Genomic DNA, 16,605 nt, shown 5'->3' with positions numbered 1-16,605 from the left:
CTTCCTCCCGGTGCGTCGTCGCACCCTGACGGCATCCGAGCGGAGAGGCTGACCACCATGGCGCACGACCACAAGCACGACCACAGGCACGACGAGGGGCACGACCGCCACGGGAACGACCGCGAGCAGCGGCACGGGCACAGTCACGGCCACGACCACGGTGACATCGACTGGGCCGAGATGGCGCCCCTGCTCGAATCCCAGGCGGAGCTGTTCACCCCGCTGTACGAGCGGGCCCTGAACTGGCTGGCGAAGGAGGTGACGGAACCGGGACTGATCGTGGACGCGGGCAGCGGCCCCGGAGTCATCGCCTCTCTGTTCGCCGAGACCTTCCCGGGCGCCCGGGTCGTGGCCGTCGACGGTTCCGCCCCGCTGCTGGAGCGGGCCAGGGACCGGGCCGCACGCCGGGGCGCCGCCGACCGTTTCGACACCCTCGCCGGTGACCTCCCCGAGGTGCTGGGCGAACTGGACTATCCGGCCGACCTGTTGTGGGCCAGCCGCAGTGTGCACCACCTGGGCGACCAGGCCGCCGCACTGGCCGCCTGCGCCGAGCGGCTGGCGCCCGGCGGCACGCTGGCCGTGATGGAGGGCGGTATGGCGCCCCGGTTCCTGCCCCGCGACATCGGCTTCGGCCGCCCCGGCCTCCAGGCGCGCATCGACGCGGTGGAGGAGGAACGGTTCAGCCTGATGCGCGCCGAACTGCCGGGCTCGGTGGCCGTCGTCGAGGACTGGCAGGCCCTGCTGGCCTCGGCCGGACTGCGCCACACCCGCTCGCGCACCTTCCTCCTCGATCTCCCCGCCCCGGCCACGGACCGCGCCCGCGCCTACGTCACCGATGCCCTCACCCGCACCCGCGCGGTCATCGGCGAACACCTCGACGCCGATGACCGCGCCACTCTGGACCGGCTCCTCGACGCCGACGACAAGGCGAGCGTCCACCACCGCCCCGACGTGTTCGTCCTCGCGGCGCACACCGTGCACGCGGCGGTACGGCCCGTGTGACGACTTGACCTGGAGAGCACTCCAAGTGATGGACTCCCCGGCACGCAACGACAACACAGGGGGTTTCCATGACCGACTCTCCGGTCGCGCTCATCACCGGCGGCGGCAGTGGCATCGGCGCCGCCGTCGCCCGACGGCTGCTCGACACAGGATGGCGGGTGACCGTCACCGGGCGCGGCGAGGAACGGCTGCGCCGTTTCGCCAAGGAACTGGGGGAGCCCGGCGAGCTGTTGACGCTCACCGGGAACGCGGCAGAGTACGACGACGTGACGACGGCGGTGGAGACGACGCTGGCGGAGTTCGGCCGGCTCGACGCCGTCGTCGCCAACGCCGGTTTCGCCACCGGCGATTCGGTCGCGGAGGGTGACCCGGTGGGCTGGACCGACATGGTGCTGACCAATGTTCTCGGGCCCGCCCTGCTGATCAGGGCCTCGATCGACGCCCTCAAGGAGACGCGCGGCCGGATCGTCCTGGTGGGCAGCGTCGCGGGCTTCGTGCCGACACCCGGCAACATCTACGGCGCCACCAAGTACGCGGTGACCGGGCTCGCCGAGAACACCCGGCGGCAGGTCACCGACTGGGGCGTCGGCGTCACCCTGATCGCTCCCGGCCGCGTGGAGACCCCCTTCTGGGACTCCCTCGGCAGCCTCCCGCCCGGCCACCTGCTGACCGCCGACCAGCTCGCCGACTCGATCGTCTGGGCCCTGGAACAGCCGGCCGGTGTCGACGTCAACACCGTGGTCGTACGGCCGCTCGGCCAGCCCAACTGACCCGCGAACGTGCGACGGCCCTCCCCACCGCGGGGAGGGCCGTCGCACGCGTACGGTCAGCTGTTGACGTCCGCCGGGTCCGAACCGGTGCGCCGGTCCTCGTTCAGCGCGCTGATCGCGGCGAGGTCCTCGGTGTCCAGGGTGAACCCGAAGACGTCGATGTTCTCCGCGATCCGCGACGGCGTCACCGACTTCGGGATGACGACGTTGCCCAGCTGCAGATGCCAGCGCAGCACGATCTGCGCCGGCGTCCTGCCGTGCTTCTGCGCGATCGCCACGATCGCCGGGATCTCCAGGATGCCCTTGCCGGAACCCAGCGGCGACCACGCCTCGGTCGCGATGCCCTGCTCCGCGTGGTGCTCACGCGCGGTGTGCTGCTGCAGATGCGGGTGCAGCTCGATCTGGTTGACCGCGGGGACCACCGACGTCTCGGCGAGCAGGTGGTCCAGGTGGTCGGGCAGGAAGTTGGACACACCGATGGCCCGGACCCGGCCGTCGGCGAGCAGCTTCTCGAACGCCTTGTACGTGTCGACGTACCGCCCCTGCGCGGGCATCGGCCAGTGGATCAGATACAGGTCGACGTGGTCGAGGCCGAGCTTCGACAGCGAGGTGTCGAACGCCCGCAGGGTGGAGTCGTACCCCTGGTCGCTGTTCCAGAGCTTGGTGGTGACGAAGAGTTCCTCGCGGGGCACGCCGGACCGGGCGATGGCCCTGCCGGTGCCCTTCTCGTTGCCGTAGATCGCCGCGGTGTCGATGCTGCGGTAGCCGGCCTCCAGTGCCGTCGTCACGGCCGTCTCGGCCTCCGCGTCCGGAACCTGCCAGACGCCGAAACCCAGCTGGGGCATCGCGACGCCGTTGTTCAGGATGATCGGGGGGACCTTGCTCACGAGCTCTCGATCCTTAGGTTGTGGACAGGTGTCACCCCCCATCGTCGGTGATCACGGCCCGCCGCGCATTCCTGACCGGGAAATTCAGGCCCGGTAGAGCGCCTCCACCTCGGTCTCGTACGTCTTCTCGATCGCCTTGCGCTTCAGCTTCAGCGACGGGGTGAGCAGCCCGTGCTCCTCGGTGAACGGCTGCGCCAGGATGCGGAAGGTGCGGATCGACTCGGCCTGCGAGACCAGGGTGTTGGCCGCGACCACGGCCCGTCGCACCTCCGTCTCCAGATCCGTGTCGCGCACCAGCTCGGACGGCGGCATCCGCGGCTTGCCGCGCATCGTCAGCCAGTGCTCGACGGCCTCCTGGTCCAGGGTGACCAGCGCGGCCACGTACGGGCGGTCGTTGCCGACGACGATGCACTGGTTGACCAGCGGATGGTCGCGCACCCGCTCCTCCAGCACCCCCGGTGAGACGCTCTTGCCGCCGGAGGTCACCAGGATCTCCTTCTTGCGGCCGGTGATGGTGAGATAGCCGTCCTCGTCGAGGGAGCCGAGGTCACCGGTGGCCAGCCAGCCGTCGTGCAGCGTCTCGTCGGTGGCCTTGGGGTTGTTGAGGTAACCGTCGAAGATGTTGTCGCCGTGCAGCCAGATCTCGCCGTCGTCCGCGATGTGCACGGTGACCCCGGGAATGGGTTGACCGACCGTGCCGTAACGGGTGCGCTCGGGCGGGTTGGCGGTGGCCGCCGCCGTCGACTCGGTGAGGCCGTACCCCTCGTAGATGTGCACGCCCGCGCCCGCGAAGAACAGTCCGAGCCGCCGGTCCATCGCCGAGCCGCCCGACATGGCGTGCCGGATCCTGCCGCCCATCGCCGCCCGGATCTTGGCGTAGACGAGCTTGTCGAAGAGCTGGTGCTGCATCCGCAGTGACGCCGAAGGGCCCGGCCCGTCCCCCCACGCCTTCGCCTCCATCGCGTCCGCGTACTTGATGGCCACGTCGACGGCCTTCTCGAACGGCCCCGAGCGGCCCTCCCGTTCGGCCTTGCGCCGCGCCGCGTTGAACACCTTCTCGAAGATGTACGGCACGGCCAGGAAGAACGTCGGCCGGAACGCCGCCAGATCGGGCATCAGCGCCGCCGCGTTCAGCTGCGGCTGATGCCCGAACTTCACCCTGCCGCGGATCGCCGCGACCTGCACCATCCGCCCGAAGACATGCGCGAGCGGCAGGAACAGCAGCGTCGCCGCCTCGTCGCCCCGGCGGGAGTGGAACACCGGCTCCCAGCGCTCGATGACGGTGTCCGCCTCGTACATGAAGCCGCCGTGCGAGATCACACAGCCCTTGGGGCGGCCCGTGGTGCCCGAGGTGTAGATGATCGTCGCCACGGATTCGGGGGTGACCGCCCGCCGGTGCCGGTGCACCACCTCGTCGTCGAGGTGCGCGCCCGCGTCGTACAGCTCCTGCACAGCGCCCGCGTCGAGCTGCCACAGCCGGCGCATGTGCGGCAGCCGGTCGATGACCGTGGCGATCGTCATCGCGTGGTCCTCGTGCTCCACGATCGCGGCAGTCACCTCGGCGTCGTACAGCATCCAGAAGCACTGTTCCGCGGAGGACGTGGGATAGACGGGGACGACCTGCGCGCCGATCGCCCACAGCGCGAAGTCGAACAGCGTCCACTCGTAGCGGGTACGGGACATGATCGCGACGCGGTCGCCGAAGCGGACGCCGCCGGCGAGGAGGCCCTTGGCGAGGGCCAGCACCTCGTCGCGGAACTCGGCGCTGGTCACGTCCCGCCACTCGCCGGAGTCGTCCTTGCGGCCGAGCGCGATGCGCGACGGGTCCTCCGCGGCATAGCGGAAGACCACGTCGGCCAGACCGCCCACCGGAGGCTCCAAGGCCAACGGAGGGTTGGTGAATTCGCGCAATCCCGCTCTCCGCTCCTCAGCGCTCGCACTGACGCGGTGACGCCCTCGTCCCGCACGGCGCCGTGAAAGCTACCCCACGCGATCGGGGGGCGGGAGGGGGTGGAGAGCTGAGCAAAGCTCTCGTTCCCGCTGGTCAGTGAAGGAAAAAACCCCCACATGGGGAAGGGTCGGACACAAACCTGACGGTCGGGTAAGTATCGGTGCCGTTAATCTCCACGGAATCTGTACGCCCCCATGACCGGCGCTTGGGCGAGGGGCCGAGGGCCGAGGGCCGGGGCCCCGAGGCTCGCGGGCGTCACCCCCGGCCGCCCCGGTGCAGCCGGTCGCCGCCCGCGAGGATCGCCGCCGCCAGCGCGTCCGCCGCGCCCTGCGCGGAGGGGCGGCGCCGCCCGTGCACCACCACGAAGTCCACCTCGCCGGGCTCCGGCAGCCCTGCCCGCTCCGGCATCCGCACCAGCCCGGGCGGGATCAGCCCGCGCGAGTGCACCATCACGCCCAGCCCGGCGCGGGCCGCCGCGAGCAGCCCGTTGAGGCTGCCGCTGGTGCACACGATCCGCCATGGGCGGCCCTCCTCCTCCAGCGCCCGCAGGGCGAGGGCACGCGTGATGCCCGGCGGCGGATACACGATCAGCGGCACCGGGCGGTTCGGGTCCAGCCGCAGTCCCGGCGCGCCGATCCACACCAGCTCGTCGTGCCACACCAGCTCGCCCCGCGGGTCCTCCGGGCGCCGCTTCGCCAGCACCAGGTCCAGCCCGCCCGCCGCCAGCCGCTCGTGCAGGGTGCCCGACAGCTCGACCGTCAGCTCCAGATCGACCTCCGGGTGCTCGTGCCGGAACCGCTCCAGGATCTCCGGCAGCCGGGTCAGCACGAAGTCCTCCGAGGCGCCGAACCGCAGCCGCCCGCGCAACCGGGTGCCGCCGAAGAACTGCGTCGCCTGCTCGTGCACGTCCAGGATCCGCCGGGCGAAGCCGAGCATCGCCTCGCCGTCCTCGGTCAGCTCCACCGAATGCGTGTCCCGCGTGAACAGCTGACGCCCGGTGGCCTCCTCCAGCCGCCGCACGTGCTGGCTCACCGTCGACTGGCGCAGGCCGAGGCGCCGCGCCGCCTGCGTGAAGCTCAGGGTCTGCGCGACCGACAGGAACGTGCGCAGCTGCGTCGGGTCGTACATGCGGGTAAGCGTAAGGGGTGCTCATCGCGGAACGTGATGACAGTGAGAGCGGTGTACGGGATTCCCGATCACGGAACGGGGGAGCAGGATGGGGAGGGGACACCCGTGACCGTCCGAGCACCTGAGTAAGTGGAGCACCGTGAAACGCCTGCAGTGGCCGAGCTGGATGCCGGTCGACCCGTATATCGTGCTTCTGCTCGGGACCGTGGGGCTGGCCGCGCTGATTCCCGCGCGGGGTGCCGGCGCGGACGTCGCCTCCGGGGCCTCCACGGGGGCGATCGCCTTCCTGTTCTTCCTGTACGGCGCCCGGCTCTCCACCCGGGAGGCGCTGGACGGGCTGAAGCACTGGCGGCTCCATGTGACCGTGCTGGCCTGTACGTTCGTCGTCTTTCCGCTGCTGGGGCTGGCCTTTCGCGGGTTGGTGCCGGTGCTGCTGACCGAGCCGCTGTATCAGGGTCTGCTCTTCCTCACCCTGGTGCCGTCCACCATCCAGTCGTCGATCGCCTTCACCTCCATCGCCCGCGGCAACGTGCCGGCCGCGATCTGTGCCGGGTCCTTCTCCTCGCTGGCCGGCATCGTCCTCACCCCACTGCTCGCGGCGGCGCTGCTCGGCGGCAGCGGGGGCGGGTTCTCCGGCGGGTCGGTGGGGAGCATCGTCGTCCAGCTGCTGGTGCCGTTCGTGGCGGGGCAGGTGCTGCGGCGGTGGATCGGGGGGTTCGTCGCCCGGCATCGGAAGGTGCTGGGGCTGGTCGACCGGGGGTCGATCCTGCTGGTCGTCTATACGGCGTTCAGTGAGGGGATGGTGCGGGGGATCTGGCATCAGGTGAGCGCGGCTCGGCTGGGGGGACTGCTGGTGGTGGAGGCGGTGCTGCTTGCCGTGATGCTGGCGCTGACCTGGTACGGGGCGAAGGGGCTGGGGTTCGGGCGGGAGGACCGGATCGCGATCCAGTTCGCGGGCTCGAAGAAGTCGCTGGCGGCGGGGCTGCCCATGGCGAGTGTGCTGTTCGGGGCGCAGGCGTCGTTGGCCGTGTTGCCGTTGATGCTGTTCCATCAGATGCAGCTGATGGTGTGTGCGGTGATCGCCAAGCGGCGGTCGCGGGACTCCGCCGCCGCGGAGGAGGTCGCGGTCGTGGACCGGGGCGAGCGGTCGCGGGCCGGGGTGGGTACGGGGGCCCGTTCCGGCTGAGTTCCGGTGCGCGCCGGGACGCGGTGCCGCTGCGCCCACCCGTGCCGCCCAAGCGGCACGACTGCCCGCGGCGGCGGGGGTCGAGTGGTGGGTCGGGGTGTCGCCCGGGCGGCGCGGCTGTCTGCGGCGGCGGGGGTTGGGTGGTGGGTCGGGGTGTCGCCCGGGCGGCGCGACTGTCCGTAGTCGCGGGGGTTGGGTGGTGGGCCGGGGGCATGTTGCTCGCGGGTGTGTGCTGCCCGGGGAAGGGTGCGGCGGGGCCCTCGGCGCAGGGGGCGCTCCCCGCCGGGTGGGGCCCCGCCGCCGTGTGGCGGGGGGATCGGTCAGCCCTGGGTGGCCGCGGCTCGCAGGGCTATGCGGTCCTCACCCGCGTACACGTTCATGGAACCGCCCCGCAGGAATCCCACCAGGGTCAGGCCCGTCTCCGCCGCCAGGTCCACAGCCAGGGAGGACGGCGCGGAGACCGCCGCCAGCATCGGGATGCCGGCCATGACCGCCTTCTGCGCCAGCTCGAACGAGGCCCGGCCGGAGACCAGCAGGATCGTCCGGGACAGCGGCAGGTTCCCGCTCTGCAGGGCACGGCCGACCAGTTTGTCGACCGCGTTGTGCCGGCCCACGTCCTCCCGTACGTCGAGCAGCTCGCCCGCCTCGTCGAACAGGGCCGCCGCGTGCAGCCCGCCCGTGCGGTCGAAGACCCGCTGGGCCGCGCGCAGCCGGTCCGGCAGGCCCGCGAGGAGCTCCGGCTCCACGCGCAGCGGGGGAGTGTCCGCGATGGGATGGCGGGCCGTGGTGCGTACGGCGTCCAGGCTGGCCTTGCCGCACAGCCCGCAGGAGGACGTGGTGTAGACGTTGCGTTCCAGCGTGATGTCCGGGATCACCACCCCCGGCGCCGTCCGCACGTCGACGACGTTGTACGTGTTCGAACCATCCTCGGTCGCCCCGGCGCAGTAGACGATGTTCTGCAGGTCCGCGCCGTGCGCGAGCACACCCTCGCTGACCAGGAAGCCCGCCGCCAGCGCGAAGTCGTCGCCCGGCGTGCGCATGGTGATCGCGAGCGGTTTGCCGTTCAGTCTGATCTCGAGTGGTTCCTCGGCGACGAGCGTGTCGGGGCGGCTGGAGACCACCCCGTCGCGGATGCGGAGCACCTTGCGTCGTTCCGTGACTCGTCCCATCGTCCCACCAGTTCCGCTCAGTCCCGGTTCTGTACGTGCTGATAGCCGAAGCGGCCCTTGATGCACAGGTTGCCGTGGGTCACCGGATTGTCGTGCGGCGAGGTGACCTTCACGATCTCATTGTCCTGCACGTGGAGGGTGAGGTTGCAGCCCACTCCGCAGTACGCGCACACGGTCGTGGTCTCCGTCTGCCGTGCCTCGTCCCAGGTACCCGCCGCCCGCATGTCGAACTCCGACTTGAACGACAGGGCCCCGGTGGGGCACACCTCGATGCAGTTACCGCAGTACACGCACGCCGAGTCGGTGAGCGGGCCGTCGTGCTCGACGGCGATCCGGGCGTCGAAACCACGGCCGGCCACCGAGATCGCGAAGCTGTTCTGCCATTGGTCGCCGCACGCGTCCACGCATTTGTAGCAGAGGATGCACTTGCCGTAGTCGCGGACGTACAGGTCGTTGTCGACCCTCGGCTCCTCGTCGAGGCGGGCCGCGTCCGGGCCGAAGCGGTCCGGTTTCGCCTCGTACTCCTTGAGCCACTCGGCGACCCGGGGAGTGGTCGACAGGTCGACCGAGGACGCGAGGAGTTCCAGGACGACCTTGCGGCTGTGCCGGGCCCGCTCGGTGCCGGTGCGCACCTCCATGCCCGGCTCGGCCTTGCGCGAGCACGCGGGGACCAGGGTGCGGGAGCCCTCCACCTCCACCACACAGACCCGGCAGGCGTTCTTGGGGGTGAGGGTGTCGCCCTCGCAGAGCGTCGGGACGTCCTTCCCGGCGGCCCGGCAGGCGTCCAGGATCGTCGACCCCTCGGGCGCCCGGACCGGGTCTCCGTCGAGGGTGAACTCCAGCAGTCGGCGGGGGATCCCCAGCGGTGTCACGGTCATTCGTACGCCCCCAGACGGTCGATGGCGGATTCCACGGCGTTCCACGCGGTCTGCCCCAGACCGCAGATCGAGGCGTCCCGCATCGCCCGGCCGACCTCGCGCAGCAGGGTGATGTCGGCACAGGCGTCGGCGCCGGCCCGGTCGACGATCCGGTGCAGGGCCTCCTCCTGGCGGACGGTGCCGACCCGGCAGGGCACGCACTGGCCGCACGACTCGTCGCGGAAGAACTGGGCGATGCGCAGCAGCAGCCGGGGGAGCGGGACCGTGTCGTCGAAGGCCATCACGACACCGGAACCGAGGGTCGTGCCCGCCTCGCGGGTGCCTTCGAAGGTGAGCGGGATGTCCAGTTCGTCGGGGCGTACGAAACCGCCGGCGGCGCCGCCGAGGAGGACCGCGCGGAGGTTGTCGCGGACGCCCGCGAGGCCGAGGAGTTCGCCCAGGGTGGCGCCGAAGGGAAGTTCGTAGATGCCGGGCCGGGCCACGCTGCCGGAGACACAGAAGAGTTTGGGGCCGGTGGACTTCTCCGTGCCGATCGCGGCGTACGCCTGGGCGCCCATGGTGAGGATGGGCAGGACGTTGACCAGCGTCTCCACGTTGTTCTCGACCGTCGGCTTCCCGAACAGGCCCTTCTCCACGGGGAAGGGGGGTTTGGTGCGGGGCTCGCCCCGGTAGCCCTCGATGCTGTTGAAGAGGGCGGTCTCCTCGCCGCAGATGTACGCGCCCGCGCCGCGCCGTATCTCCATGTCGAAGGTGTAGCCCTGGCCGAGGATGTCGTCGCCGAGGAGGCCGCGGGAGCGGGCCTGGGCGATGGCGTGCTCCATGCGGGCGGTGGCCCGCGGGTATTCGCCGCGGAGGTAGAGGTAGCCGTGGTGGGCTCCGGTCGCGTATGCGGCGATGGTCATGGCTTCCACGAGGGCGAAGGGGTCGCCCTCCATGAGGACGCGGTCCTTGAACGTGCCCGGTTCGGATTCGTCCGCGTTGCAGACCAGATAGTGGGGGTGGTCGGGCTGGGAGGCCGTGGCCTGCCATTTGCGGCCGGTGGGGAAGGCGGCGCCGCCCCGGCCCACGAGGCCGGCGTCGGTGACTTCGCGGATGACCGCGGCGGGGCCGATGTCGAAAGCCCGTCGCAGGGCTGTGTAGCCGCCGTGCGCCCGGTAGTCGTCGAGGTCGGTGGGGTCCGTGGTGGCTATGCGGTGGAGGAGGGTGAGGGCCGGGTCTCCGGATTGGGGGACCGCGGTGGCGGGGGCGGGTTCGGGGGGCGCGTTTTCGGGGGCGGTCGCCGCTTCGATCGCCGTGGTGGGGGTGGCCGGGGCGCATACCGCTGTGGTTCGCCCCCGCCGCCCCTTGCCGGTCCCGTCCCCGGGGGCTTCGCCCCCGGACCCCTCTTCGGCCCTTCGGGCCTCGTCCTCGAGCGCCGGACGGGCCGGTTCACCGGCCCGGATCACCAGTGCCGCCGGTGCTCGTTCGCACAGGCCCAGGCAGGGGCTGCGTTCCACGTGTACTCCGGAACCCGGGCCCAGGCCGGATTCGACCTCCGTGCACAGCCTCGCCGCGCCCGCCGCCGTGCAGGCCAGGTCCGTGCAGAGGTGCAGGACCGTGGACGGGCGGGGGCGGAGGGAGAACATCGCGTAGAAGGTGGCCACTCCGTACGCCTCTGCCGGGGGGACCGTCAGACGGCGGCAGAGGTAGTCCAGGGCGCCCTCGCTGATCCAGCCGATCCGGTCGTTGACGGCGTGCAGTCCCGGTAGCAGCAGGTCGCGGCGGTCACGGGCCTCGCGGCCGCCGCGGGCCCACCTGAGGTCCGCGTCGGAGCGGTCGGCGCCCTCCCAGGACGACTCGGGCGGGCCGAGCAGGGCGTCCACGGCCGCGCGCTCGTCGTCCGTCGGCTTGCTGTCACCGAAGTGCAGGTCCACTGGTGCTCACCTTCTCGATCCGGATCGCCGACGCCTTGAACTCCGCCGTCCCCGCGATCGGGCAGTTCGCCTCGATCGTCAGCTGGTTGGTGTCCACCTCGTCGGGGAAGTGGAACGTCATGAACGCGAGGCCCGGCCGCAGTCCCGTGTCCACCCACACCGGAGCCAGCACGGAACCCCGGCGTGAGGACACCCGTACCTGTTCGCCCACCACGACCCCGTACCGCTCGGCGTCCTCCGGGCACAGCTCGACGTACTCGCCGCGCCGCAGCGGGGAGGCGAAACTGCCGCTCTGCACACCGGTGTTGTAGGAGTCGAGACGCCGGCCCGTGGTCAGCCGGATCGGATAGTGCTCGTCCGTGAGGTCGACCGGCGGATCGTGCCGCACGATGCCGAAGGGCGCCGCCCGGCCGCGCAGTTCCGGGTCCTTCTCCCACAACCTGCCGTGCAGATAGGGGGGTTCGAGGCCGTCCGTGGTGGGGCACGGCCACTGGATGCCCTGGTGTTCGTCCAGGCGGTCGTACGTCATCCCGTAGTGGTCCGGGGAGACCGAGCGCAGCTCGTTCCACACCGCCTCGGCGTCCGCGTACTTCCAGTCGTGGCCGAGACGGCCGGCGAGGTCGCAGAGGATGTCGATGTCCTCGCGGGCCTCGCCGGGCGGCAGTACCGCCCGGCGCACCCGCTGCACCCTGCGCTCGCTGTTGGTGGTGGTGCCCTCGGTCTCGGCCCAGCCGGCGGTCGCGGGGAGGACGACGTCGGCGAGTTCGGCGGTCTTCGTCAGGAAGATGTCCTGGACCACCAGGAAGTCCAGCGACCGCAGGCGGCGTACCGCCTGTTCGCTGTCCGCCTCCGACTGGGCCGGGTTCTCGCCGATGCAGTACACGGCCCGCAGGGAGCCGTCCTCCATCGCCTCGAACATCTCGGTGAGGGTCATGCCGTAGCGCGGCTGGATGGCGGAGTCCCAGGCGGACTCGAACTTCAGCCGGATGCCCGGGTCGAGGAGATCCTGGAAGCCGGGCAGACGGTTGGGGATCGCGCCCATGTCGCCGCCGCCCTGGACGTTGTTCTGGCCGCGCAGGGGCTGAAGTCCCGAGCCGTAGCGGCCCACATGGCCGGTCAGCAGGGAGAGGTTGATCAGCGCGCGGACGTTGTCCGTGCCGTTGTGGTGCTCGGTGATGCCGAGGGTCCAGCACAGCTGGGCGCGCTCCGCGCGGGCGTAGGCGTGCGCCAGCTCCCTGATCGCCGCCGCCGGTACGCCCGTCACCTTCTCCGCGAGGGACAGGGTCCACGGTTCGACCAGCTCCCGGTACTCCTCGAAGCCGGTGGTGGCCCGCCGGACGAACGCCTCGTTGACCAGGCCCGCGTGGATGATCTCGCGGCCGATCGCGTGCGCCATCGCGATGTCCGTGCCGACGTTGAGCCCGAGCCAGCTCTCCGCCCACTCGGCGGTGGACGTGCGGCGCGGGTCCACCGCGTACATCCGGGCGCCGCCCCGGATGCCCTTCAGCACGTGCTGGAAGAAGATGGGGTGCGCGAAGCGGGCGTTGGAGCCCCACATCACGATGACGTCGGTGTGCTCGATCTCCTCGTAGGAGGAGGTGCCGCCGCCGGAGCCGAACGCCGCCGACAGACCGGCGACGGACGGGGCGTGGCAGGTACGGTTGCAGGAGTCGACGTTGTTGGTGCGCATCACCACGCGGGCGAACTTCTGCGCCACGTAGTTCATCTCGTTGGTCGCGCGGGAGCAGGAGAACATCCCGAAGGCACCCTGTGCCGCCGCCAGGCCCCGCGCGGTACGGTCCAGGGCCTCGTCCCATGTCGCCCGGCGGAAGGGCTCGTCGCGGGAGTCCCGCACGAGTGGGTGGGTGAGGCGGGTGTAGGTCTTCGGGCTCCGGTCGCGGCGCTTGCGGCCGCCTCGGTCTCGGTCGCGTTCGCTCATGCGGCGCTCCTCAGCGCGAGCAGGTCCGACAGGGCGTGCACCGTGCGCAGGGTGGGCACCGGCACACCGGTGATCTCCGCCAGTTCCACGACGGCCGCGAGCAGCACGTCGAGTTCCAGCGGCTTGCCGCGCTCCAGGTCCTGGAGCGTGGAGGTGCGGTGGTCGCCGACCTTCTCGGCGCCCGCGAGCCGGCGCTCGATGGAGACGCCGACCTCGCAGCCGAGGGCCCCGGCGACCGCCAGCGTCTCGGCCATCATCGTCTCGATCACCTGGCGGGTGCCGCCGTGCAGGCACATCTGCCGCATGGTGGCGCGCACCAGGGCGCTGATCGGGTTGAAGGAGATGTTGCCCAGGAGCTTCAGCCAGATGTCGTTGCGCAGATCCGGTTCGACCGGGCACTTCAGCCCGCCCGCCCGCATCGCCTCGCTCAGCGCCAGACAGCGTGCCGAGACGGCACGGCCGGGCTCGCCGATCGAGAACCGGGTGCCTTCCACATGCCGTACGACACCGGGCTGTTCGAGCTCGGTGGCCGCGTAGACGACGCAGCCGACGGCCCGTTCGGGCGCGAGCACCGCACTGACCGCGCCGTCCGGGTCCACACTCTCCAGCCGACGGCCGTCGTACGGCCCGCCGTGCCGGTGGAAGTACCACCAGGGGATGCCGTTCTGGGCGGCCACGACCGCCGTGGTGTCGTGCAGCAGCGGCTCGATCAGCGGCCCGCACGCCGCGTACGAGTTGGCCTTCAGACCCAGGAACACATAGTCGACCGGGCCGACTTCGGCCGGGTCGTCGGTGGCGCGGGCGTGCGCGGTGAAGTCACCGCGCGGGCTGCGCACCCGTACTCCGTACTGCCTCATGGCCGCCAGATGGGGTCCACGGGCGATGAGATGCACGTCGGCGCCCGCACGGTGGAGGGCGGCACCGACGTAGGCGCCGATCGCCCCGGCGCCGAGGACTGCGACTTTCATGGCGAGAGGAGCTCCGTCCGGTCGAGGGATACCGAGGAACGACGGGAACAGCCGAATCTCTGTCGACGAAATATTGTCTACAGTATGGAGGGGGTGCCGACAAGGCTTTCCGCAAGGGCTTTGTGCAGTCCCGGTGGTTGTCCGCTCAACTGTCTTCTCAAGGGCCCCCGTCGTCCCTACGGTTGGGGACTCATGAGTCCCCCCGTCGCACCGCCGGGCTGGAGCCGCTGGCTCGTGCCGCCCGCCGCACTCTCCGTCCATCTCTCCATCGGCCAGGCCTACGCGTGGAGCGTGTTCAAGCCGCCGCTGGAGTCCGCGCTCGATCTCAGCGGCACCCAGAGCGCACTGCCCTTCCAGCTCGGCATCGTCATGCTCGGCCTGTCCGCCGCGTTCGGCGGCACGCTCGTGGAACGCCGGGGCCCTCGCTGGGCCATGACCGTCGCCCTGATCTGCTTCTCCTCCGGCTTCCTGCTCTCCGCGCTGGGCGCGGCCACCGAGCAGTACTGGCTGATCGTGTTCGGCTACGGCTTCGTCGGCGGCATCGGACTCGGTATCGGCTACATCTCACCCGTCTCGACGCTCATCAAGTGGTTCCCGGACCGTCCCGGCATGGCCACCGGCATCGCCATCATGGGCTTCGGCGGCGGCGCGCTGATCGCCTCGCCCTGGTCGGCGCAGATGCTCGAGTCCTTCGGCACGGACAACGTCGGCATCGCCTACGCGTTCCTCGTGCACGGGCTGACGTACGCCGTGTTCATGCTGCTCGGCGTGCTGTTGGTCCGGGTGCCGCGCAGCGCGCGGCCGGTGGAGGGCGCGCCCGCCGCGCTCTCGGGGCCGCAGGTGTCGGCGCGTTCCGCCGTGCGCACCCCGCAGTTCTGGCTGCTGTGGATCGTGCTCACCATGAACGTGACCGCGGGCATCGGCATCCTGGAGAAGGCCGCGCCGATGATCACCGACTTCTTCGCGGACACCTCCGCGCCGGTGTCGGCGACCGCGGCCGCCGGGTTCGTCGCCCTGCTGTCGGCGGCCAACATGGCCGGCCGGATCGGCTGGTCGACCACCTCCGACCTGATCGGCCGGAAGAACATCTACCGCGTCTACCTCGGCGTCGGCGCGCTGATGTACGCGCTCATCGCCCTGCTCGGCGACTCCTCCAAGCCGCTGTTCGTGCTGTGCGCGCTGGTGATCCTCTCCTTCTACGGCGGCGGCTTCGCCACGGTCCCGGCGTATCTGAAGGATCTCTTCGGCACCTACGAGGTCGGCGCGATCCACGGCCGGCTGCTCACCGCCTGGTCCACCGCCGGTGTGCTCGGCCCGCTGATCGTCAACTGGGTCGCCGACCGGCAGGAGGCGGCCGGCCGGCACGGCGCCTCGCTGTACGGGGTGTCGCTGATCATCATGATCGGGCTGCTCGTCGTCGGCTTCATCGCCAACGAACTGGTCCGGCCCGTCGACCCCCGCCACCACGTCCCCGGCACCGACACCCCGAAGGAGGCCGCCGATGACCGGCGAGAACAGCCAGAGTCCGCCTAGCCCGGACCGCCGCGCGCTGATCACCTTCGCCTGGCTGTGGGTGGGCCTGCCCCTTGCCTACGGCCTGTACGAACTCGTACGGAAGGCGACGCAGCTGTTCACCGGGTGACCGGGGGTTCCCGGGCGGTCACGGGACCGCCCGGGGGCTGACGGAAGCCGACAAGGCTCACCCCCGTTTCCTGTCGCTTCACCTGTCCTCGTACCGGTGAGTCACTGATCAGACTGGTGCATCCCGCACCTGACCCACCGAGGGGGATCCACCCATGATCGGCTCGCGCATCGTCGCCGTCGGCCACTACCAGCCCGCACGGGTCCTCACCAACGAGGACCTGGCGGGCATGGTGGACACCAGCGACGAGTGGATCACGAGCCGGGTGGGCATCCGCACCCGTCACATCGCGGGACCCGACGAGCCGGTCGACGAACTCGCCGCGCACGCCGCCGCCAAGGCCCTCGCGGCGGCCGGCCGGACCCCCGCCGAGATCGACCTGGTCCTGGTCGCCACATCCACCGCGATCGACCGCTCGCCCAACATGGCCGCCCGTGTCGCGGCCCGCCTCGGCATGCCGGGCCCCGCCGTCATGGACATCAACGTGGTCTGTGCCGGGTTCACCCACGCCCTCGCCACCGCCGACCACGCCGTACGGGCCGGCGGCGCCGGCCGGGTCCTGGTGATCGGCGCCGACAAGATGACCGACGTGACCGACTGGACCGACCGCACCACCTGCGTCCTCGTCGGCGACGGTGCGGGCGCGGCCGTCGTCGAGGCCTGCGCACCGGGCGCGGAGGCCGGGATCGGCCCGGTGCTGTGGGGCTCGGTGCCCGAGATGGGGCACGCGGTGCGGATCGAGGGCACACCGCCCCGGTTCGCCCAGGAGGGCCAGAGCGTCTACCGCTGGGCCGCCACGCAGCTGCCGGTCGTCGCCCGCCAGGCCTGCGAGAAGGCGGGACTGGCCCCCGAGGATCTCGCCGGTGTGGTGCTGCACCAGGCCAACCTGCGGATCATCGAACCCCTTGCGCGCCGGCTCGGCGCCGTCAACGCCGTCGTCGCCCGCGATGTCACCGACTCCGGCAACACCTCGGCCGCCAGCATCCCGCTCGCCTTCTCCAAGCTCGTCGAACAGGGCGCGGTCACGACCGGCGACCCGGTGCTGCTGTTCGGCTTCGGCGGGAACCTGTCGTACGCGGGGCAGGTCGTACGCTGCCCCTGAGCCGGAGTCTGTTCGGCCCCCCGGACGGGTGTGACGTGGCCGACTCGTCCGCCCACCGGCCCTCGATGCG

Annotated in this window: 14 protein-coding genes; 6 read left to right on the top strand and 8 right to left on the bottom strand. The window is 71.2% G+C overall.

What is annotated here, in order from left to right:
- The first annotated feature begins 57 nt into the window (after window positions 1-57).
- Both ACGFR9_RS01460 and ACGFR9_RS01455 read left to right on the top strand, forming a co-directional pair.
- Window positions 58-1,002 (top strand): class I SAM-dependent methyltransferase, encoded by a 945-nt coding sequence (locus ACGFR9_RS01460; protein ID WP_393201803.1) that lies wholly within the window; start codon window positions 58-60, stop codon window positions 1,000-1,002.
- Between the two features lie 68 nt (window positions 1,003-1,070).
- On the top strand, window positions 1,071-1,772 hold the full coding sequence (locus tag ACGFR9_RS01455; RefSeq protein WP_393201801.1) for an SDR family oxidoreductase: 702 nt from the start codon (window positions 1,071-1,073) through the stop codon (window positions 1,770-1,772).
- A gap of 56 nt (window positions 1,773-1,828) precedes the next feature.
- Here the strand turns inward: ACGFR9_RS01455 and ACGFR9_RS01450 are convergent, their stop codons facing one another.
- The 3 genes from ACGFR9_RS01450 to ACGFR9_RS01440 form a co-directional block, all read right to left on the bottom strand.
- Window positions 1,829-2,701, bottom strand: coding sequence for an aldo/keto reductase (locus ACGFR9_RS01450; RefSeq protein WP_393201799.1), 873 nt, complete (start codon window positions 2,699-2,701; stop codon window positions 1,829-1,831).
- Between the two features lie 42 nt (window positions 2,702-2,743).
- Window positions 2,744-4,570 carry an AMP-dependent synthetase/ligase gene (locus tag ACGFR9_RS01445; RefSeq protein WP_393201797.1) on the bottom strand — a complete coding sequence of 609 codons (1,827 nt, stop codon included), beginning with the start codon at window positions 4,568-4,570 and terminating at the stop codon, window positions 2,744-2,746.
- A gap of 295 nt (window positions 4,571-4,865) precedes the next feature.
- The gene (locus ACGFR9_RS01440) at window positions 4,866-5,738 is read right to left on the bottom strand and encodes a LysR family transcriptional regulator (protein ID WP_393201795.1); all 873 of its coding nucleotides are present in this window, start codon (window positions 5,736-5,738) and stop codon (window positions 4,866-4,868) included.
- A 139-nt stretch (window positions 5,739-5,877) separates the two neighbouring features.
- Between ACGFR9_RS01440 and ACGFR9_RS01435 the strand changes: the two genes are divergently transcribed.
- A complete protein-coding gene (locus tag ACGFR9_RS01435) occupies window positions 5,878-6,924 on the top strand; it encodes a bile acid:sodium symporter family protein (protein ID WP_393201793.1) in 1,047 nt (348 codons plus the stop codon).
- 320 nt (window positions 6,925-7,244) lie between these two features.
- On the opposite strand, the gene fdhD is transcribed toward ACGFR9_RS01435, so the two are convergent.
- From fdhD to ACGFR9_RS01410, 5 genes are read right to left on the bottom strand one after another with little or no spacing between them, the layout of a single operon-like run.
- Entirely contained in the window at window positions 7,245-8,093 is an 849-nt protein-coding gene (gene fdhD, locus ACGFR9_RS01430; protein ID WP_393201791.1) for a formate dehydrogenase accessory sulfurtransferase FdhD, read from the bottom strand.
- Between the two features lie 17 nt (window positions 8,094-8,110).
- Entirely contained in the window at window positions 8,111-8,971 is an 861-nt protein-coding gene (locus ACGFR9_RS01425; RefSeq protein ID WP_393201789.1) for a 2Fe-2S iron-sulfur cluster-binding protein, read from the bottom strand.
- The gene (locus tag ACGFR9_RS01420) at window positions 8,968-10,884 is read right to left on the bottom strand and encodes an NAD(P)H-dependent oxidoreductase subunit E (RefSeq protein WP_393201787.1); all 1,917 of its coding nucleotides are present in this window, start codon (window positions 10,882-10,884) and stop codon (window positions 8,968-8,970) included. Before ACGFR9_RS01420 ends, ACGFR9_RS01425 begins: the two co-directional genes overlap by 4 nt.
- Window positions 10,865-12,823 (bottom strand): molybdopterin oxidoreductase family protein, encoded by a 1,959-nt coding sequence (locus ACGFR9_RS01415; RefSeq protein WP_393201785.1) that lies wholly within the window; start codon window positions 12,821-12,823, stop codon window positions 10,865-10,867. Before ACGFR9_RS01415 ends, ACGFR9_RS01420 begins: the two co-directional genes overlap by 20 nt.
- On the bottom strand, window positions 12,820-13,791 hold the full coding sequence (locus ACGFR9_RS01410) for a 2-dehydropantoate 2-reductase (protein ID WP_030219643.1): 972 nt from the start codon (window positions 13,789-13,791) through the stop codon (window positions 12,820-12,822). The genes ACGFR9_RS01415 and ACGFR9_RS01410 overlap by 4 nt, the downstream gene beginning before the upstream one ends.
- A gap of 192 nt (window positions 13,792-13,983) precedes the next feature.
- Between ACGFR9_RS01410 and ACGFR9_RS01405 the strand changes: the two genes are divergently transcribed.
- From ACGFR9_RS01405 to ACGFR9_RS01395, 3 genes are all read left to right on the top strand, one after another.
- The gene (locus ACGFR9_RS01405; RefSeq protein ID WP_393201783.1) at window positions 13,984-15,324 is read left to right on the top strand and encodes an OFA family MFS transporter; all 1,341 of its coding nucleotides are present in this window, start codon (window positions 13,984-13,986) and stop codon (window positions 15,322-15,324) included.
- Entirely contained in the window at window positions 15,293-15,433 is a 141-nt protein-coding gene (locus tag ACGFR9_RS01400; protein WP_311644926.1) for a hypothetical protein, read from the top strand. Before ACGFR9_RS01405 ends, ACGFR9_RS01400 begins: the two co-directional genes overlap by 32 nt.
- Before the next feature lie 154 nt (window positions 15,434-15,587).
- Window positions 15,588-16,535 (top strand): beta-ketoacyl-ACP synthase III, encoded by a 948-nt coding sequence (locus ACGFR9_RS01395; protein ID WP_393201781.1) that lies wholly within the window; start codon window positions 15,588-15,590, stop codon window positions 16,533-16,535.
- Window positions 16,536-16,605: the final 70 nt, after the last annotated feature.

The sequence above is a fragment of the Streptomyces sp. NPDC048584 genome, from assembly GCF_043199595.1.
Lineage (GTDB): Bacteria > Actinomycetota > Actinomycetes > Streptomycetales > Streptomycetaceae > Streptomyces > Streptomyces edwardsiae.
Note: the sequence above shows the minus strand (reverse complement) of the source record. Positions and strands in the feature narration are given on the sequence as shown.